Below are 12634 nucleotides of genomic sequence, written 5' to 3'. Positions count from 1 at the left end.
GTTCTTCCCGAATGATGGACAAGCCGCGTTCCCAGGTTATACGAAAGGCAGCATGATATGTCATTTCAAGGCAAAGCCGGTGTAGCTTTATGTCCATATTGCTGGATTCCAAAACCATCATGTTATCGCTTGGGGGCGGATACCTCTTCGCCTTGATTCTCGTCGTCGCTTATTGGAATAATCGTACGAACGCCTCGTATGCCAACGCGTTTATCGGGGCGAAGTTTACGCAAACGCTTGCCTGGTACGCGTTTATTCTTCGTGGCTCCATTCCCGATCTGGTCTCCGTCTCGCTCGCCAACTCCGCCCTGCTTATCGCAACGCTCTGGGAAGTCATCGTGCTCATGCGCCTGCAAGAGCCGCTGCATCAACGAATCAAGCTCGCTTATCTGACCATGGCGATCCTGGGCATCGCCGGGTTCGTGCCCGTATCGTTCACGCAGCCCGAATTCGTCCGTATCGCATACTGCTCTGCCGTGATGCCGCTCATCCTGGCGCCGGCTTGCCGCTTGGTGTGGCGCCGTTCGTCGACGATGCTGATGCGCTTCATGGGTCTGCTCTACCTGCTCTTCATCGTGGTGAATGTAAGCCGCGGCACGGCTGCGCTGCATGCCGCCGACTGGACAAGCTTCTATACGCCGAGCGCCTACCAGCCGCTGATCGTCGCCGGGATGATTATCGTCATCGTGCTGGGGAATACAGGCTTCGTCCTTCTGCTCAAGGAGCGGGACAACCAGGATCTGCTGCGCCTGGCCAGCTATGACGATTTGACGGGCGCCCTGAACCGCCGAACGTTCACCTCCCGCGCCGAACGGCTGCTCGCCATGTGCGCCGGCAAAGGGCAGGCGGTCTCCTACCTGTTGTTCGACATCGACAATTTCAAAGCCATCAACGATACGTACGGCCATCATGCCGGGGATCTGGTGCTGCAAAATCTCACGGCGGCCGTCGAGCCGCATCTGAGCCGGACCGATCTGTTCGTGCGTTACGGGGGAGACGAGTTCGGCATCCTGCTCCCCGGCATGGACGAGTCCGAATCGAGCGAGCTTGCGGAGCGGATTCAGCATTCGCTCGCGGCGACGCCCGAGCTCAGCCTGCCGACCGCGTACACGATCAGCATCGGACTGATTACGGTCGTTCCCGGGCCGGCTACGCGTCTGGAGCTGCTGTACACGTCCTGCGACAAGGCGCTCTATGCCGCCAAGCGTAATGGCCGCAACGGCATTGCCCGAGGCCAGACGACCGAGCGGAACAGCGTATTGGCATGACGATGCAAGCCCCGGCCTTCGATGAAGGCCACCGTTTCGAACCGAATAAGCACCGCGAATCGTTCAGCGTTTGAACGTTCGGCGGTGTTTTTTCGTTTTTCCGCGTCCGGTCGGCAAGATGTTATTGACAACCGGGCAGCCAGCGCCTATGCTGGGTTTGTGTATTTATGTTGATTTGTATGGAGATGATTGCATTTGTTTGCAAACGAACGCTATGCAGCGATCGTGGAGCTGCTGGAGAAGCAATCGTCGGTCACGGTCGCCGAGCTTATGGAGCTGTTCGGCGTCTCGATCGAGACCGTGCGCCGCGATTTGGCGCACCTGGAGCGGCAGCAGGCGCTCGCGCGCGTGCATGGCGGCGCGGTGTCCCACAAGCAGCGCAAACCGTTCGCGAAGCTTGAAGCGCGGATCACGGATAATACCGCGCTTAAGAACCGGCTCGCCGAGATTGCCGCACGGTATATCAGCGAGAACGACATGATCGCCATCGACTCCGGCAGCACCGCCATGGAGCTGGCCGCCGTCATCAAGGGCCGGTTCCGCCAGCTGACGGTCGTCACGAATTCCCCGGAGGTGTTCGGCTGCCTGAGCGGCGCGGAAGGCATCGAGCTTATTCAGATCGGAGGGCGCTACCACAAGGACGAGAAGGCGTTCTACGGGCATATGGCGCTCGACGCGATCCGCCGGCTTCATTATGCCAAAGTATTCATATGCCCCTCCGCCATTTCGCTTCGGCACGGCGCCAGCGAGTTCGTGCACGAGCTGTTCGAGATTCAACGGGCCTATATGCGCAATGCCGACGAGATCTTCCTGCTGGCCGACAGCTCGAAGTTCGAGACCGTCGCCGCCGTCAAGCTGTGCGACTTGTCGCCGTCCCTCATGCTGATCACGGATGACCGGCTGCCCGAGAATGTGCTTACGCTGTATCAGAAGCAATCGCTGCGCATTATCAATCACTGATTTCGCATGATCAAACACGAATAAGGAGTGTGCATGATGAACGAAAAAGTATTGCTGATCCTGGTTGACGGCATGCGCCCTGACGCCTTGGCCGCCAGCGGCCATCCCTTTATCGAAGAATTGAAGGCGGCCTCCGGTTATACGCCGCAAGCGGCGACGGTCATGCCCAGCGTCACGCTTCCCTGCCATATGTCGCTGTTCCACAGCGTTCCGCCCGAGCGCCACGGCATCCTGGACAACGTCTATACGCCCCAGGTCCGGCCGATCGCCGGGCTTTGCGAGCAGCTTCACGCGCACCGGAAGGCATGCGGCATGTTCTACAACTGGGAGCAGCTCCGCGATCTCAGCCGCCCGGATTCGCTTGCGTTCAGCTGCTTCATCGCCGGCGGCGCCTATACGTACGAAGCGACCAACGACATGCTGACCGACCAGGCGATGCACTATATCGAGACGCAATCGCCCGACTTCGTCTTCTTGTACCTGGGCCTCGTGGACGAGGTCGGCCACAGGCACGGCTGGATGTCCGACGCCTATATCGAATCCGTGCACGCGTCGTGGTCTTCCATCGAGCGCATCGTCCGCTCCTTGCCGCCGGAATACGCCGTCGTCGTTACGGCGGACCATGGCGGCCATGACCGCACGCACGGCACGACGATGCCGGAGGACATGACGATTCCTCTATTCATCAAGAGCCGCCGGATGCCTCCCGGAACCGTAATCGAACAGGCGAGCATTCTCGATCTTGCGCCGACCATCGCGAGTCTGAACGGCGTGCCAAGCCATAAAGACTGGGAAGGCCGATGCCTGCTGTAGCCTTGTCGCGCCGCCGATCGCTGGCCTTCAGCCTGCTGTGCTGCCTCGTGTATTTCACGAGCTACATGACGCGGCTGAATTACGGGGCCGCGATCTCCGAGATCGGCGATGCCCTGCATGTGTCCAATCAGCTCGCCGGCATGGCCTTGATCGGCAGCTCCGTTGCCTACGGAATCGGGCAGCCCTTATTCGGTTTCGCGGGCGACCGGCTCTCTCCCAGGCATATGATCGCCGTCGGGCTTGCCGGCACCGCGCTGCTCAATGCGGCGGTCGCCTGCACGGACAGCATCGGCCTCATCACCGCGATCTGGTGCCTCAACGGCCTATTCCAGGCGATGCTGTGGCCGCCGCTCGTGCGCATCATGACGCAGACGTTGTCGCGCGAAGCCTACAACAACGCGAGCGTCGGCATCGTCGCCGCGGCTTCCGCCGGCACGATCGGCGTCTATTTGCTCGTTCCGCTGTGCATCGTGTTCGCCGGCTGGCGCCTGTCCTTCGTCATTCCAGCCGCGCTGTCCATGCTGGTCGCCGCGGTCTGGTTCGCGGGGGCTGGGAAGTTCTCGCCTTCAGTGAGCGTCAGCAAGGCGGCCGGCGAAGCTGCGGCTAGCGGAATGGAAGCCGCCGCGATAGAGATTGAGGCGGCGGGAACCGCCTCGGCGCGGGGCGACGCGGCTCAGGAAGGCACGGCGACCGCCGACGCGATGCCAGCCGCCGCGAATCCGATCGACGCAAGGCCGGCATCGGCGAAGGCCATTACGCTCATCATGGCATCGGGGCTGCTGCCGATTCTGCTGGCGATCACGCTGCAGGGCGCATTGCGGGACGGCATCACGACATGGATGCCGACCTTTATCGGCGACACGTACGGCTTCGGCAACTCCTCCGCCATTCTGAGCACGGCGATCCTGCCGCTCTTCACGATCGTCAGCGTATCCGCCGCCTCCTTCGTGCAGCGCATCCTCCGGAACGAGGTTCGCACCTCCGCGCTCCTCTGGACCGCCGCCTGTGCCGCGGCCGGCCTCCTGGCCGCATTCTACGACGCGAACGCCGCAATCGGCATCGCGCTGATCGCGGTACTGACCGGCTGCATGCATGGCGTGAACATGATGCTGATCAGCCTGCTGCCGATGCATTTCGCCAGCGCCGGCAAAGCGTCGACGATTTCGGGCATCCTTAACGCGTTCTCCTACCTCGGAAGCGCAAGCTCCATATACGGCATTGCCGCGCTAAGCGAGGGTTACGGCTGGCGCATCACGATTTGCGCCTGGTGCGTAATGGCCATCGCGGGCATGATCCTATGCGGGGCGTGCGCCAAGCGCTGGAACCGGTTCGCCGCCGAGGCAGCCGGCAGCCGCCTCTGATTCACCGGCTCCCTCTGCTCGTCCGGCAGCAGAGGCATGCCGTACAGCCGGCAGCGCGCACTTTCGCCGCTGCGCCCATCCGCACCAAATCAAAGAGCAACGGGGACTCCCCGTTGCTCTTTGATCAGATTGTTGAGCACTATGCGCTGGCTGCTTCGAGCAGGCTCGTGGCAAATTGCGCCTGGAGCACGAACGGCTCCTGTTGCCGCTTCGCCGGCGTTGCATGGACTGCTGGCACCGTTTCGAACTAGCCGGCTTCATCACGGCTGGTTCATGGTGCGTCCGTTGATGCTGAGGAAGCGGACAGGATTCCTGATAGCTATTCACTTGGGCCGTTTTATTCGTCTTTTGATCACGTTTTTCCGTATGCCCGCGGACAGGAGTTCCGTTATTCGCTTCTTAATCACGTTTTCCCGTATGCTCGATGCTCGCGGACAGGAGATCCCCTATTCGCCTCATGATCACGTGTTTTCGTGTGCTCGCGGACACGGAATCCGTTATATCGGCCGATTAGCCTGTTGTCGATGTCATTCGGGGACAATAACGGATCCTGTGTCCGTGCGGTGCCCCAAAAGCTCGACTTCGCCCGAATAGCGGAACCCCTGTCCGTTAGTCTTCGAGGGGAATCCTTTCCTTTCCTTTCCGTACATGCGACATAGGCGGCGTCGAAATTCCTCGACAGCCTGGAAGAGCAGCGGCCCCCCCCCGCTGCTCTTTGGCTCAAGACGGAACAAGCCCGGCCGCTTATCGCGTTCTCCCATACTGCTTGCCGTAACGGACGATGGTCCGGTACAAGCTCTTGTCCTTCAGCGACTTCAACGCGCTGAAGCCCGGCCGGGTATTGACCTCCAGGATCCACAGCCGCCCGTCGCGGTCCAGCGCCACGTCCAGCCCGAGCTCCTTGAAGCGGCCGCTGCGGCGTTCAAAGCAGCGGGCCGTCCGCATGCCGAGCGCGGCAAGCCGTCTTTTGTACCGATTAATTTGCTTCGGGGTGCATCCCGTGCGGCGCAGCGTCGGATCGATCTTCGCGAGCGTGCCGCCTTGATGATAGTTTGTGACGATTTTGTTCGGCTTGCCCAGCTTCACGAACATGACGCTCGGCACCCATTTCCCGTTTCTCGTTCGCTGCACCACCATTCGCAGGTCGAACGGCCGGCCGCGCGAGGTCTGAAGGGCGATCCCCTTCTGGAGCAGGTAGCTCCGGCCGCGGGCGATCCGCTTCAGCCTTGCATACAGCGCACGCGGCGATGACGCCTCGAACGTGCTCAGATCCTTCCGGATCTGGAACCTGCCGGGCCCCAGCCGCTTAACGCGCGCGATCCCGTTGCCCCCGGTTCCGCCCGTCGGCTTGAAATACACCGTCTTATAGCGGGCGGTCATCACCTCCAGCGACGAACGGGTGAAGCGCTTCGTATCCGGAACGGACCGCCGCAATACGCGGTCCGACCTTAACCATTTGGTCTTCGTCCATTTGCTCTTGACCGACATGCTGCCGGTGGCTCTTCTACGCATCGTGTCCCTCTCTCCTTCGCGCCTTACGGGATAGATTACTTATATCCCGCCTTAACGGACACGGCGGCTGTCATGGCCGCGAAGGAACCCACCGGCCTATATTTATCCCCAGCTCGTTCGGCGCCCGGCAGACGGGATACCGCTCGTCCCTTCGGTTGTCGTCCCGGGTGTCGTCGAAACGGCCCGTTTGTGACCAAGCGGTCCGCATGCCGCCAAAAAGAGACGGCCAACGCAAAATTGGCTAGTTTACACCGGATATCATACCTCTGTATACTGAATAGAGATTTTCCGCGCATACTGAATACTGGACAAACCCAAATCCTAGGAGGAATTTCAACGTGCAACAGAAGACGATCAAAATCGGCATTGTAGGATACGGAAACCTCGGCAGAGGCGTCGAGAAAGCCATCGCCCAGAATCCGGACATGGAACTGACAGCCATCTTCACCCGCAGACAACCGGATCAAATGAGCAGCGCATCCGGCGCCCGCTTCGAACATATTTCGGCGGCCGAGCAATTCAAGGGCGTCATTGACGTGATGATCCTGTGCGGCGGCTCCGCGACGGACCTTCCGGAACAAACGCCTCCGATGGCCCGCTTGTTCAACACGGTCGACAGCTTCGATACGCATGCGAAAATTCCGGAATTCTACGAAGCCGTCAATGCGGCGGCGCAGGAAGCCGGCACGCTCAGCATCATCTCCACCGGTTGGGATCCGGGCCTGTTCTCGCTTAACCGCCTGCTGGCCGAAGCCATTCTGCCGGAAGGCAAAGACTATACGTTCTGGGGCAAAGGCGTCAGCCAAGGCCACTCGGACGCGATTCGCCGCGTGCCCGGCGTTAAAGCCGGCGTGCAATACACCGTGCCGGTGCAAGACGTCATTAACCGCATCCGTTCCGGCGAGACGCCTGAACTGGCGACGCGCGAGAAGCATCTCCGCGAATGCTTCGTCGTAGCCGAGGACGGCGCGGACCAAGAAGCGATCACGGCAACGATCGTCAACATGCCGAACTATTTCTCCGATTACGATACGACGGTAACGTTCATTACCGAAGAACAGCTGAAAGCCGAGCACCAAGGCATGCCGCACGGCGGCTTCGTCATCCGCAGCGGCGTTACCGGCGAAAGCACGAAGCAAATCATCGAATTCGGCTTGACGCTCGAGAGCAACCCGGAATTCACCGCAAGCGTGCTGGTTGCATGCGCTAGAGCCGGACACCGCCTGAGCCAAGAAGGCCAGAAGGGCGCCAAGACGATCTTCGATCTTCCGATCGGCTATTTGTCGCCGAAATCGGCTGATCAGCTTCGCCGCGAGCTGCTCTAATAGCATATTTCAGACGAACTTGCCATTCATTAATGGCAAGTTTTTCTTTTTGTTAGGATAAATGTATTTTATTATCCCTGAAAAAATATATTGATTGGTATTCTCGTTCTCTCTTGATTACAATGTTTAAAAATACAAAGAATGTTGAGAAAAATGCAAACCCACACCACAAAGGAGCGTTGTTTATATTGACCACCGTCATTTCCGAAACACAATTGGCAGCCGCAACCGAGTATGTTCATGCCGTGTACGACGCAGTCGTGAAACGCAATCATCATGAGCCGGAATTTCATCAAGCCGTCTTCGAAATCCTGGAATCCCTTATTCCTGTCATCGCCAAACGTCCGGAGTATCGCAAGAACAACATCCTGGAGCGTATCGTAGAGCCGGAACGCGTCGTGTACTTCCGCGTCCCTTGGGTAGACGACAACGGCAACGTGCAAGTAAACCGCGGCTTCCGCGTTCAATTCAACAGTTCCCTCGGCCCTTACAAAGGCGGCCTCCGTTTCCACCCTTCCGTAAATGCCAGCATCATCAAATTCCTCGGATTCGAGCAAATTTTCAAAAACAGCTTGACCGGCCAACCGATCGGCGGCGGCAAAGGCGGCTCGGACTTCGATCCGAAAGGCAAGTCGGATAACGAAGTCATGCGCTTCACGCAAAGCTTCATGACGGAGCTCTTCAAGTACATCGGTCCTGAAGTGGACGTTCCTGCGGGCGACATCGGCGTAGGCGGACGCGAGATCGGCTATATGTTCGGACAATACAAGCGCATCCGCGGCGGCAACCCGGCCGGCGTTCTGACGGGCAAAGGCGTCGGCTACGGCGGCAGCCTAGCGCGTACGGAAGCAACCGGCTACGGCTGCGTGTACTTCGTAAACGAAATGCTGGAAAGCAAAGGCCTGTCGTACCAAGACAGCACCGTCGTCGTATCGGGTTCCGGCAACGTCTCCATCTACGCGATCGAGAAAGCGCAGCAGCTCGGCGCTAAAGTCGTAGCGTGCAGCGACTCCAACGGCTACATCTACGATCCGCAGGGCATCAACCTGGAGACCGTGAAGCAGCTGAAAGAAGTGAACCGCAAACGGATCAGCGAATACGTGAACGAGCACCCGCATGCGGTATACACGCCGGGCTGCGAAGGCATCTGGACGATTCCTTGCGATATCGCCCTGCCATGCGCAACGCAGAACGAAATCGACGCGGACGCGGCGAAACTGCTCGTATCCAACGGCGTGAAAGCGATCGGCGAGGGTGCGAACATGCCATCCACGCTGGATGCGATCGAAGTGTTCCTGGACAACGGCGTGCTGTTCGGACCGGCGAAAGCGGCCAATGCCGGCGGCGTTGCGGTATCCGCGCTGGAGATGGCACAAAACAGCATGCGCCTGCACTGGTCCTTCGAAGAAGTGGACAAGAAGCTGCATGACATCATGAAGAACATCTACAACCAAAGCGTGCAAGCAGCCGAAGAATTCGGCCATGCAGGCAACCTGGTCGTAGGCGCGAACATCGCCGGTTTCATCAAAGTGGCTGACGCGATGTTGGCCCACGGCGTTGTATAAATATACATTCGGCAATTAGAAAGACCGCTTCCCGATTTTCCGGGAAGCGGTCTTTTTTTGAGGCATGCGATGAATGCGAAGAGAGGGACGAATGAAGTTCATGTCACGATTTCCACGCTGCTAATGTGATTCCTGCAATGGATGAGGTTCTTTGCAATGAGTGGGGTCCTTGCAATGAGTGGGGTCCTTGCAATGAATGAGGCTCTTGCAATGAATGAGGCTCTTGCTGGCTAAAGCGATTCATCCGGCTAGAGAATGGTCACCAGCGCTTCGGCCTGCTGGCCCAGTCTTCGCTCGCCGATCGCAATATCGGCGGCGATCCGAGCCCGTTTCACGCGGATGCCTGCCGGCGCCGTCAGCGCGAAACGCACCGTCGCCGTCTCATGCGGCTCGATCTCTTGCTGCAGCGCCTCCATGTCCAGCTGCCAGTCCGCCGGCACGATGAGCTGCACGGTCGCCGGCTCCCGGCGCGGGAACGGATTGCGTACCTCCACCGCGATCTCGACCGTCTCCCCGCCGCGCGCTTCGATCTGGTACGGCCTGATCCAGGCGCCGGCCCCTTCGGCTCCCAGATCGAACGTATCGAGCGGCAGCAGTTCTTGATGCACGCGTTCCAGCCGTTCTCCGTTCGTTCTCAACTGCTCGATATACCCCTCTTCCACCCACAGCGGATCCCAATGACCGGAAATCAAGACATCCGGCTTAAGCTTGGCATACAGCTCCGCGCTCCGTACATAATCGCCCGAACGAAACCGGTTCATATATACGTAGTTATTCAAATCCGCGTTGTCGCCCTGCTGATCCCCGATCGCGAGCACGCGTTTGCCGTCGGCCTCGAACGAAATCGCGACCGCGTACAGCGTATGGCCCGGCTGCTCATGCAGACGGAGCTCGTACTCCTCCCATACGATCGGCTGATCGAGCGGCAATCTGCGATCTACCGGAATCGGGTCGTACCAGATGCACGGCACGTCAAAGCGCGAAGGGGTTTCGAAGATGTCGGCGAAATTGTCGGCGACCCACGTCTCCGTGCCTTCCACGTCGCGGAGCAGGTTAAACCCGGCGATATGATCGTCATGGTAATGCGTCGGAATGACTACGTCGATCTTGTCCACGCCGTAGCGCTCTTTCAGGTAAGCGATCGGGAGCAGCGAGGGCCGGCGCGAGGCCCGGTCCGCCCCCGCATTGAAGATGCTTAAGAGGCCGGTATAGCCGTAATCGATCAAGAGCGCTTTGCCGCTGTCCGAGAGGAGCACGTAGGAATTGGCGAAGCTGCGCGCGTTCCACAGCAGATGCGGCGTAATTTCCCGGAACTCCGGCTCCCGGTACCGCTCGAGCTCGCTATATTGGCCGCGGACGCGCAGCAGCTCCTCCATCCGTTCGATCAACGGATCGATGGCGGAATACGGCTCCGGCATGATGGCGCCATGGGACGGGAGCAGCATGTCGAGCCCCTTGCCGCGCAGCGCCGACAGCGAGACGATCGAATGGATAACGCCCTCGCAGCCGTTATACGACCATTGCGTCGCGGACATGGACCAAACCTTGCCGGGACCGGCGATCAGATCGCCCGTGAAGGCGATACGCTTGCCGTCCAGCTCCGTCTCGAGCGTAATCGAGCCCGTCGTATGGCCCGGCGTCGGAACGACGTCGAACGCATATCCGCCGAAGACGTGGCGCGAGTGGTCCTTCAGCGTGCCGGCGATCGGGATCGGTTCGAGCAGAGAGAACTTGTCCTGGCGTACATTATAATTGTTATAGATGCCCCGTCCATGCCAGTGAAGATCGACCTGCGCGGACAAATCCTGCTCGTGGTGGGGAACCCAGACGCGCGCCCCGGCCGCGATCGCAAGGCCCAAGCCTTGACCCTGGTCCCGGTGATGGTGCGTCATCAGCACGTCCGTCACGTTGTCGACGCCGATCGACGCCAATTCATCGAGCACCGCGCCCGATCCGAAATCGATCAGCACGGCCTTGCCGCCAGTCTTCAACACATACACATGGCATATGTCCTCCAGCTGATAGACATGCGCGGAAATTTGCTTCAACATCGTTTATTCCCCCTGAACGTCGTTTAGTCGATCGGTCATATAGTCGGTTAGTCGATCGGGCCGTTCATCGCCCGGCTGCCGTTAGCCGTCAGATTGCAGCATACGCAGCGTCTTCACGATCTCCTCGTCGAGCGCGCCGCCCCACCCGTCCGGAATTTGCGGTTTGTTGATCAGATGAAGCATGGTCGATACGTCGGCCAGCCTGGATAGCGCGTACCAAGCTTCAGGCAAAGGCTCCTTCGCCTCGCTGCTGTAGCCTTCATAGAAGGCGGCGATTGTATCCTCGCCAATATAGCGCTCGACCTTCGTTCTCGTTCGGAAGAACTTGCCGATATCGTAGAAGACCGGCGCCGAGAAACAATATTCATAATCGATAAAGCAGGGCTCCATGGAAGGCGTAACGATAATATTGGAGAAAATAAAATCGCCGTGCGACAGCACATGCTTGGCGGCGATTCGCTCCGCCATCGCGGCATGATCGTCCAGGAACGCGAAGCATGCCTCTCTCGTCGAAGGCTGAATATGCGTGCCGGCAAAGCCGTCCAGCAAGGTGCGGTACTGGTTCGCGAACGGCTCGAACAACCGCGTCAATTGCAATTGCTCGTCAAGCAAGCCCGTATCCGGATATTCCGTACGATGCAGCAGCGCGAGCGAACGGCCGATCCGATGCGCGAGGCGGTCGGGAAATCTGCCGTTCCCGGCAACGAAATCGCCCAGCGTCGATCCCTCGATATACTCCATGATGAGGTAGGAATACGGAATCATTCGTTTGCTGTCGTCGAAGCGATAGATCCGCGGAACGCGCAGCCACGCCTTCGCATAGTCGTAAGCCGCCGCTTCCAGTCGGCCGTGATCGTTATTGGCGGGGTAAATCCGCAGGACGTACTTCGCGCCGCCGTCTGTCTGAACGGCGTAATTGCTCGTGCTCATGCCCTTCGTCAGCGGAGCGATTCGTACAATGCGCGCTTGCCGGTCCAACGAGGCAAACAGCCGTCTCACGGTGTCTTCGGTTAACGCTTGAAAGTCGAACAGCCTGACCGTATCGCTCACTCCTGGCTTCCTCCTTGGCTTATAGCCTGCAGCGGCGCATCGGAACTGCTCCGCGGCCGCCTCTTTAACTATTTCGCAAAACCCTGAATTTTCCTTCCAACCTGTGCGAAATCTTATCCGAATTGCGATCCCTCCGCGCACGCAAATAACCCTCCCGAGTGTTCGGAAGGGTTCTTGCTAATACTAATAACGCCACTGCAACGATCCGCGGATTCGGATTATCCGTTCGCAGCCGCGGAGCCGCTAGCCGGCATATCCGCCGGCTTCGCGACGAGCATGCCGACGAGGCGGCCAATGCCTTGCGGCAGGAAGAAGTTCAAGACGAAGACGACGCAGAAGGCGACGGGCCATGCGGTCATCCAATGGCCGGCGAAGCCTGCGCCGAAGCCGCCCATGGCAACGGCGGTCATGACGAACGAGAGAATGAAGGTCATGATCAGCGACATGGTGAAGACATAGGCAACGAGCGACGCCAGCTTGGAGCGGGCCAAACGGCTTGCGAACCGCCTTACTCTGGCCGGAAGCACGACATTCAGCGCCAGCGCGACGACGAAAGCAACGCCCCAATCCTTCATCCATGCGCGCGCGAAATGCGAAATGAAGCCGCCCTCGAGCACGTAGGTCATAATGCCGGACATAATAAACGTCAACGTGACGGTCATGACGAGAATAAAGGCAAGCTGGCGGTGCTTGGCATGGATCCTCATGGTGTGTACCCCCCTCGATTCA

Annotated in this window: 10 protein-coding genes; 6 read left to right on the top strand and 4 right to left on the bottom strand. The window is 59.2% G+C overall.

Going from position 1 to position 12634, the window contains the following annotated elements; genetic code table 11:
- Positions 1 to 89: 89 nt before the first annotated feature.
- From GXP70_RS01540 to GXP70_RS01525, 4 genes are all read left to right on the top strand, one after another.
- Positions 90 to 1268 (top strand): GGDEF domain-containing protein, encoded by a 1179-nt coding sequence (locus GXP70_RS01540; RefSeq protein WP_162354858.1) that lies wholly within the window; start codon positions 90 to 92, stop codon positions 1266 to 1268.
- A 195-nt stretch (positions 1269 to 1463) separates the two neighbouring features.
- Positions 1464 to 2228, top strand: coding sequence for a DeoR/GlpR family DNA-binding transcription regulator (locus GXP70_RS01535; RefSeq protein ID WP_162354857.1), 765 nt, complete (start codon positions 1464 to 1466; stop codon positions 2226 to 2228).
- Positions 2229 to 2264: 36 nt separating this feature from the next.
- Entirely contained in the window at positions 2265 to 3041 is a 777-nt protein-coding gene (locus tag GXP70_RS01530; protein ID WP_162354856.1) for an alkaline phosphatase family protein, read from the top strand.
- Positions 3029 to 4402, top strand: coding sequence for an MFS transporter (locus GXP70_RS01525; protein WP_162354855.1), 1374 nt, complete (start codon positions 3029 to 3031; stop codon positions 4400 to 4402). The genes GXP70_RS01530 and GXP70_RS01525 overlap by 13 nt, the downstream gene beginning before the upstream one ends.
- Before the next feature lie 744 nt (positions 4403 to 5146).
- On the opposite strand, the gene GXP70_RS01520 is transcribed toward GXP70_RS01525, so the two are convergent.
- On the bottom strand, positions 5147 to 5914 hold the full coding sequence (locus GXP70_RS01520) for a YheC/YheD family protein (protein WP_162354854.1): 768 nt from the start codon (positions 5912 to 5914) through the stop codon (positions 5147 to 5149).
- Between the two features lie 338 nt (positions 5915 to 6252).
- Between GXP70_RS01520 and GXP70_RS01515 the strand changes: the two genes are divergently transcribed.
- Positions 6253 to 7239, top strand: a complete 987-nt coding sequence (locus GXP70_RS01515; RefSeq protein ID WP_162354853.1) for a diaminopimelate dehydrogenase — start codon at positions 6253 to 6255, stop codon at positions 7237 to 7239.
- Between the two features lie 188 nt (positions 7240 to 7427).
- The gene (gene gdhA, locus GXP70_RS01510; RefSeq protein ID WP_225442625.1) at positions 7428 to 8804 is read left to right on the top strand and encodes an NADP-specific glutamate dehydrogenase; all 1377 of its coding nucleotides are present in this window, start codon (positions 7428 to 7430) and stop codon (positions 8802 to 8804) included.
- Positions 8805 to 9052: 248 nt separating this feature from the next.
- On the opposite strand, the gene GXP70_RS01505 is transcribed toward gdhA, so the two are convergent.
- The 3 genes from GXP70_RS01505 to GXP70_RS01495 form a co-directional block, all read right to left on the bottom strand.
- Complete coding sequence (locus GXP70_RS01505; RefSeq protein ID WP_162354851.1) at positions 9053 to 10855, bottom strand: MBL fold metallo-hydrolase; 1803 nt, start codon at positions 10853 to 10855, stop codon at positions 9053 to 9055.
- A gap of 81 nt (positions 10856 to 10936) precedes the next feature.
- Positions 10937 to 11905: a phosphotransferase family protein gene (locus tag GXP70_RS01500; protein WP_162354850.1), complete on the bottom strand. Its 969-nt coding sequence runs from the start codon at positions 11903 to 11905 to the stop codon at positions 10937 to 10939.
- Between the two features lie 218 nt (positions 11906 to 12123).
- Positions 12124 to 12612 (bottom strand): DUF2798 domain-containing protein, encoded by a 489-nt coding sequence (locus GXP70_RS01495; protein ID WP_162354849.1) that lies wholly within the window; start codon positions 12610 to 12612, stop codon positions 12124 to 12126.
- Between the last annotated feature and the right edge of the window lie 22 nt (positions 12613 to 12634).

The organism is Paenibacillus lycopersici (genome assembly GCF_010119935.1).
GTDB lineage: Bacteria > Bacillota > Bacilli > Paenibacillales > Paenibacillaceae > Paenibacillus_Z > Paenibacillus_Z lycopersici.
Note: the sequence above shows the minus strand (reverse complement) of the source record. Positions and strands in the feature narration are given on the sequence as shown.

What these genes read in the sequence shown, in the direction of transcription:
- GXP70_RS01525 (WP_162354855.1), top strand. Translation starts at nt 3,029, where the DNA reads ATGCCTGCTGTAGCCTTGTCGCGCCGCCGATCGCTGGCCTTCAGCCTG.
- GXP70_RS01520 (WP_162354854.1), bottom strand. Translation starts at nt 5,914, where the DNA reads ATGCGTAGAAGAGCCACCGGCAGCATGTCGGTCAAGAGCAAATGGACG.
- GXP70_RS01540 (WP_162354858.1), top strand. Translation starts at nt 90, where the DNA reads ATGTCCATATTGCTGGATTCCAAAACCATCATGTTATCGCTTGGGGGC.
- GXP70_RS01530 (WP_162354856.1), top strand. Translation starts at nt 2,265, where the DNA reads ATGAACGAAAAAGTATTGCTGATCCTGGTTGACGGCATGCGCCCTGAC.
- GXP70_RS01505 (WP_162354851.1), bottom strand. Translation starts at nt 10,855, where the DNA reads ATGTTGAAGCAAATTTCCGCGCATGTCTATCAGCTGGAGGACATATGC.
- GXP70_RS01495 (WP_162354849.1), bottom strand. Translation starts at nt 12,612, where the DNA reads ATGAGGATCCATGCCAAGCACCGCCAGCTTGCCTTTATTCTCGTCATG.